Source organism: Okeania sp. SIO2F4 (assembly GCF_010672385.1).
GTDB lineage: Bacteria > Cyanobacteriota > Cyanobacteriia > Cyanobacteriales > Microcoleaceae > Trichodesmium.
This window is the reverse complement of the sequence record NZ_JAAHGT010000518.1, coordinates 1-6,728: the sequence shown is the minus strand read 5'-3', so window position 1 is coordinate 6,728 and position 6,728 is coordinate 1. Positions and strand designations below refer to the sequence as shown.

The following is a 6,728-nucleotide window of genomic DNA, read 5'->3' as shown; positions in this document are numbered from 1 at the left end:
AAATCCGCGTGGATTCTTAAGGGTCACAAATTTTACGGGCTAAAGCCACGTCAAATTTTACCCTTAATGGCATAGCCAAAGATGCCTCTAGTCTGTCCGGGGTAAACCCATTCAGGTTGCTTTTGAATCCAATATTTGCAGCCCCATTACAGTCAGCATTTATCAATTTTTCTTTCTTAGTTTTGTACAAACCACGCCTTATTCGCTTGCCACTAAAATTGTATTGAGTAGGGTTATCAGCATTGTAAACAGGTATTATATCGCTGTCCAAAAAACTAGCCTTAGAAGTATAAGACTCCTCCTGTTCTTTATAGGTCAAACCATACCTATCACACATAGCTTTTAGCTTAACTCTCAAATTATTGTGAGGTATTTGTACAAACTTTTGGTTGTTTTTTTTACCTAAATTGATATCTTTTTTCATCCCTGGATTCACACCTACAACCATAGTAGATATTTGATTTTTACGACACCAGTTGATTAAATACCTAGCTGCTTTATTTAAGTAATCTCTAACTTTATTGTTCCGATTTACCGTAATGCTAATTTGTTTTTTAGTTAAGCCCTTAATACCCTGCCTATCTTTTATAGATTGCAATCTCGAATTTTCTTTGTTGTACCACTGGTTGATTGATTTAAGTTTTCTACCGTCTAAAATAAACGATGACCCAGTATTTGATACACAAGTGGCGCTTATTATTTAAACCAAGATCTATTGCTACTGCATTGTTTGATTTTACTACTGTCTGTGGTTCCTCTTCTGTAATAAATTCAACTTCAAAAAACCTAGCATCATATCTAGGAATTATTCTAACTTCCTTAAGGATTTTACCTACTAATCTTTCCGGAAATGGGATTTTCACTGCACCATATTCAGTCTGGAATTTTCTAGACATTGGGATCTTAAAATACCCATTTTTTACTTTAATTCGAGGTATTATTAAAGGAAAATAACCTTCTTTATTGAGGTATCTAGGTATTCGTATTTGTTCCCAACGATATAGACTTTCGTGAGCTTTTTGGATTAAGTTGAAAAACGACTTAAAAGACCTATCTACAACTTTTAAAGTTTGCTGTGCAATATCGGTTTGAAGTAGTTGATAATTTTCGTTATCCTTGCAGTAATGGTAGTTTGACTCGTATCTAAGATACCCACCTTCAGCGAAATAGAACTGTCTGACAGAATAAAGCCCCACATTGTACAAATTCTTGGACAATCTGCACAATTGTCTTAAGGCTTTAAACTCCTGGGTAGACAAATTTCTGATTTTGTTCTTTTGGGTTAAGTACATAAAATAGTTTTCGCTGTATAGTGTTTATATTAGCGAAATTATCTCAAACTGTCAACGTAACTACGGATTAAAACCCGCCCTTGTTGTTTCCATCCAGCCGTTAAAACTTGCACTTTTCCCACTTACCGAATTTTTACGATGATTATGGCAAGTTTTGGTCTTAACTATTGCGCAATAGTAATGAATATGTTTTCTATTTTTGATAGAACAATTGAAAGATTATTGTGTAGTGCTATATTCAAATTCGCTATGATTAAAAAATTTGCAAAACATTTAATTGATTTATGTGGGAATTATTCAGCTACGGAGTCATACATCTGTGGTTAGAAATGGCAGGGATAGAAACTATTGGGCAGAACACTATAGCTATCCTCAAATGGCAAGCAGGTCTACCCGAATTAATTTCCCCTGAAAATTCAGATGAAACATTGACTTTGAAAGTAGATGAATATTTAGAAGGTTTAAAAACAAAAGGATTACTAACTGCTGATGCTCAGGGTATCTGGATACAGTCAGAACTAATACCTCTTCATAGTCACGAAGGTACAATTCCCATTCCTGGTGCTTCTTTAACTAAAATCGCTACATCTTTAGCTGCACTGGAAACTTGGGGACCTCAACATCAATTTGAAACTTTGATTAGTACCACAGGTCCAATTACCAATGGCATTTTGCGAGGAGATTTAGTCATTAATGGTGGTAGTGACCCTTATTTTGTCTGGGAAGAAGCGATCGCCCTGGGTAATACCCTGGAAAAATTGGGAATTAATCAGGTGACTGGTAATTTGGTTATAGTAGGTAATTTTTGGATAAATAATCAGTATAACCCTGTAGTAGCTGGTCAGTTCTTGCGAGAAGGTATAAATTCAGCAACTTGGTCTAGAAATGTCAGAAGTATCTATAACCGAATGCCACCAGGAACACCGATGCCAAAAGTAGCGATCGCTGGTTCTGTTATATCTCAAAAATCTGTATCTGGGAAAATTCCGATTATTAGACACAAGTCGTTACCGCTGGTGTATATTCTCAAAACTATGAATGTGGAGAGTAAGAATAATTTAGCTGAGAGGTTGGCGAAAAATTTGGGAGGAGCAAAGGTTGTGCAACGAAAAGCTGCTTGGAGTGCTGGGGTGTCGGAGGCAGAAATACAGTTAATAAATGGTTCTGGGTTGGGAGTAGAAAATGAAATTTCCCCAAGAGCGGTAACTGCTATGTTGGTGGCTATTCAAAGGTATCTGCAAAGTTCTGAGTGGGTTATTGCGGATCTGTTTCCGGTATCTGGTTATGACACGGGAACTTTAAGGGATCAGTCACGGAATATTCCCCTGGGAGCGGTGGTGAAGACTGGTACTTTGAATGATGTGATTGCTTTAGCGGGGGTTTTTCCAACGCAGGAAGAGGGTTTGGTTTGGTTTACGATGGTTAACCGGAGTCCTTATTGGGAAGAAACACGAGCGGAGCAGGATAAATTTTTACAGGAATTAGTTAAGAGGTGGGGAGTAGTTACGTCACCTAGAGGTATTGTTCCTAAGATAAATGGCGATCGTTTGGGTTTGGGAGATAGTCGAAGAAATTATATTATTTCGGGGGATTAATTTTGAGGAAAGTTTTGAGTTAGAGAATGTTAATAGATGATATAGCTGAAGTCATAAGTTACGGCAGTTTTCAGGTCAATAAACCACATAAAAAAATGATAACTTTGTAAGGATGTTGTATACAACATCCCTACTTTGTAGTTTGCTCAAATTTGAAGTACGGAATTTTCTTTTTTTCCCCCCTTTTAAGAGGATATTTGAAACCTTATTTTTTTGTCAACTAATTTTATTCACTCCCCTACTTTTTAGATATTTTGATTAGTCCATCTATTATAGGTTGTGCGGTAAAACGGACAAAGATAGTTGCTCCTATTGATGCACTAATTAAAATAATTCCCATATTTAGTGCATCAGGATTAATTATATACATTAGTTTTTCTCCCATACAAATCAACTGATTAATTTCTGTTGAAGTACACATAGTTGATTTGTTTTGCATATTCAACTCTTGTTCTACAAATGAACTTTTGCTTTCTCGTTCGGAGATGGTGTTATTATTTGTTGTATGGCTATTTTGTTGGTTCATAATTAACTAATTTTTGGGTTTATCACAGTTTAATGATAGTCTTTACAAAGGGATATTTTGGTTGATTGAAGAAAATTTAACCCTGGGAAAACAGATATTTTGGTAGATTTAATTAAACATACTTTTTGTTACTCAAATATTGCTTAAGAATGAAAAAAAATTAGTTTTCTCAAAAATTATGGTTAGGTTTTGAAATTTTTTTCAATTTCTTGTAGTGGCTGGCGATCTGTCTTAAAATGATCGATTATGATGTATTAAGATTGAATTTTTTGAAGATTCTCTCTGAAGGCTAATACATTACATCAATATATATGAGGAAGTAAACCATGTCATTAAGTAGAGGACAGTTTGAACGTATTGAACAGGAAGAATTTACTCCTATTCCAAAAAGAATTTTAAATAGAATTTTAGATGGTAAAACAAATGAGGAAATCAGAAAAGATGAAACAGTTTGGTACGATATGGATGTCTATGAATATGATAGCCTCGAACAGATAGATAGAGAAATTAAGCAACTAGAGGTTGGAGAGGAAGAAAGTGATAATCAACTAAAAAAACTCAAAAAATTCAGACCAAATGTGAAAGATTTAGTTAGATTCCGCGAATCTTCATTTAGTCAAAGCAAATCTTTACTTAGTAAACATTTACGAGGTATATGCGATAAATTTCGAGTTGAAAGTACAAGAAATACAGAATATGATTTACGCACAGTAATGGAATATTTTGTCGAATATAAACAAGATAAGATTTCTGCTGCTGCTGCTGCAAGGTTTGAATTATTAGGTCGCATTCCCTACCCAGAAGGTTCTATTCCAATTTATTCTCTCTATTATCAAGATAGAGATGAGCCAAATAATTCTCTAGAAAAATGTTTGAGTAAGATTGAGAATGCGGGTAAAGAAGCTATATTAATTCGGATTAAAGGTCCTCATTTAATGGGTAAAACTTCTTTCAAGAATAGGTTATTAAATAATAAATTAGTTATGAATAATCAAGCAAGAGTAGTGGATATTGATTTAGCAGAACATTTTAGTATTTTCCAAAAGGAAAGATATGAAATTTACGAGTGGTTTTGTGGAGAACTTTGTCAACAGTTAGGGTTAAATGCAGAAGAGATATTTAAAGAATGGAAGCAAGGAATAAAAAGTGCTTCTGATTGTACATCATTTGTCGAAAAATACATATTGTCTGAGGTTTCCCAGCCTATTTTTTTGAGTTTTGATAATTTCCATAAAATATTTGAATATTCAAATTTTTCTGAATTTGCCAGCTTGTTGCGGAATTGGCACGATAACCAAGCGAAAAATAGTGAAGATAAGGATAGATGGAGAAATTTAGTCTTGATTTTAACTTATTCAACATCTGAATATCCAAGGTTTAATATTAATGAATCTCCCTTATTTAATTTAGGAGAAGGTTGGAATTTGGGTGATTTTAGCGATCGAGAAATCAAGGAATTATCAGATAAGCATCAATTAGGTTGGGGAGTTGAAGAAGTTGAAAAATTGATGTCTTTGGTATGAGGACATCCATACTTGGTAAGGCTAGCTTTATATCATGTTGCAGTCGAAGGAAAAACTTTAGATAATGTTTTAGCAAAAGCGACTACAAATGAGGGTATTTATAAAGATCATTTGATGCAACTTTACAACATTGTTAATGATGCTAATTTAACAGATGAATTAAGAAGAATAGTTAATAGTCAAGATTATGTTAGGTTAGGTTCGCCAATATCAAACTTTCATTTATATAGCGCAGGTTTAGTTATCCAAGATAATAACAAGGTTAAACCTCGTTGTCGTTTATATCGTGATTATTTTGCTGATGTTTTACAATAGAGAGAGGATAAAATATGCAGTGGAGAGTTTATTCCTATTTTTTACTCTTGAAAATTAACTAAGAATAGAACTCTAACAAGTCCTTATCCCGAACTCTATTTGTGAGGAGAATAAATATTTTATAGAGTTTGATTACTAAACAATTAGTTGTACTATTTTTTCACTAGCTTAATTCATTATATTGGAGATAAATAATGACAGAAAACTTTTATAAAGTTGGTGGAACTATTGATTTTGACAAGCAAGAAGTTTATGTATCTAGGAAAGCTGATGACGATTTACTTGAATCATTAAAAAAAGGTCAGTTTTCCTATGTATTTAACTCTAGGCAGATGGGAAAAAGTTCCTTAATGGTCAATATTAAAGAAAAATTCAAAGAAAACAAGGATATTATATGTATTGATTATAGTCTTCAAAATAGACCTACGGATGAATCAAATTTTTACAACACTCTTATACAAAATATCGGTGAGAAGATAGATGAAAAATTTATAGCTGTCCCTCAAGACAGAGAAATAGGATGTAATGATTTAACAGAATTTTTTCAAAAAGTTTTGTCATCTAATAAAACCATAAAAATTATAGTTTTTATTGATGAAATTGATGTGTTTTTTGATTTTCCTTGGAGAGACAACTTTTTTGGCTTGATTCGAGCCTATTCTGAATACAAAGCTCATTCTGATAAACAAGAATATAGGAGACTTACTTTTTGTTTACTAGGAGTTGCTACACCATTTGATTTAATTAAAAATAATGCTAAGAGTCCTTTTAATATTAAGTGTGAACGCATTGAATTAGAAGGTTTTAAAATTAATGAATGTTCTAATTTGGTAGCAGGATTAAAAAATGTTACTGCTAAACCAGAGCTAGTAATGAAATGGATTATTGGTTGGACTGGCGGACAGCCTTTTTTAACACAAAAAGTATGTCAGTTAGTAGCAACATCTGGTTTTAATTTTTCTGTAGAAGAAAAAGACAAAGACAAACTTAAAAGTTTAGTAGAAAAAAAAATAATTGAAAATGGATTGAGTGAAGAAAAAGACGACCCTATACACTTAAGAACTATTAGAAAAAGTCTTATAGAAGATGAGCAAGTACATCTTTTATTAAATCTATATCAAAGGATATTAAAAGAAGGAAAGATTAAGTCAAAAGAAGATTATGTTTACCAAAAATTGAGATTGTCAGGATTGGTTGTGAAAAAAGATGGGCGTTTAGAAGTATTTAATGAAATCTATAAGAGGATATTTAATCAGGACTGGATAGAAGAGGAGCTAAACAATATAATACCCATTGAATATAAAGAAAAAAAAGCTGCTTGGGAAGCTTCAGCAACAATAAGAGAATACAGAGATTCTTGGTTGTTGTACGGTTATGAGTTAAAAAAAGCTATCGACCAAAAATACGATACTTTTCCAGGAGAACATTACGATTTTATTGATAAAAGCAGAAAACAGCAAGAACAAGATATAGGAGA

5 protein-coding genes and 1 pseudogene are annotated in these 6,728 nt (G+C 33.0%); 3 read left to right on the top strand and 3 right to left on the bottom strand.

Annotation, left to right across the window (positions count from 1 at the left end; translation table 11 throughout):
- Positions 1 to 16 precede the first annotated feature (16 nt).
- The gene (locus F6K22_RS26370; RefSeq protein ID WP_293104881.1) at positions 17 to 631 is read right to left on the bottom strand and encodes an IS200/IS605 family accessory protein TnpB-related protein; all 615 of its coding nucleotides are present in this window, start codon (positions 629 to 631) and stop codon (positions 17 to 19) included.
- A 13-nt stretch (positions 632 to 644) separates the two neighbouring features.
- Positions 645 to 1,292: a transposase gene (locus F6K22_RS26365; protein ID WP_293104878.1), complete on the bottom strand. Its 648-nt coding sequence runs from the start codon at positions 1,290 to 1,292 to the stop codon at positions 645 to 647.
- A gap of 284 nt (positions 1,293 to 1,576) precedes the next feature.
- Here F6K22_RS26365 and F6K22_RS26360 point away from each other — a divergent pair, with 284 nt between their 5' ends.
- A complete protein-coding gene (locus F6K22_RS26360) occupies positions 1,577 to 2,887 on the top strand; it encodes a D-alanyl-D-alanine carboxypeptidase (protein ID WP_293104876.1) in 1,311 nt (436 codons plus the stop codon).
- A gap of 238 nt (positions 2,888 to 3,125) precedes the next feature.
- Here F6K22_RS26360 and F6K22_RS26355 read toward each other — a convergent pair whose 3' ends face one another.
- Positions 3,126 to 3,413, bottom strand: coding sequence for a hypothetical protein (locus F6K22_RS26355; RefSeq protein WP_293104873.1), 288 nt, complete (start codon positions 3,411 to 3,413; stop codon positions 3,126 to 3,128).
- Between the two features lie 326 nt (positions 3,414 to 3,739).
- On the opposite strand from F6K22_RS26355, the pseudogene F6K22_RS26350 reads away from it, so the two are divergent.
- Positions 3,740 to 5,251, top strand: a pseudogene (locus F6K22_RS26350) (AAA-like domain-containing protein).
- 194 nt (positions 5,252 to 5,445) lie between these two features.
- A partial coding sequence (locus F6K22_RS26345; protein ID WP_293104870.1) for an AAA-like domain-containing protein occupies positions 5,446 to 6,728 on the top strand: 1,283 nt, incomplete at its 3' end.

Coding starts and splice junctions, on each gene's coding strand:
- F6K22_RS26365 (WP_293104878.1), bottom strand. CDS start 1,292: ATGTACTTAACCCAAAAGAACAAAATCAGAAATTTGTCTACCCAGGAG.
- F6K22_RS26360 (WP_293104876.1), top strand. CDS start 1,577: ATGTGGGAATTATTCAGCTACGGAGTCATACATCTGTGGTTAGAAATG.
- F6K22_RS26355 (WP_293104873.1), bottom strand. CDS start 3,413: ATGAACCAACAAAATAGCCATACAACAAATAATAACACCATCTCCGAA.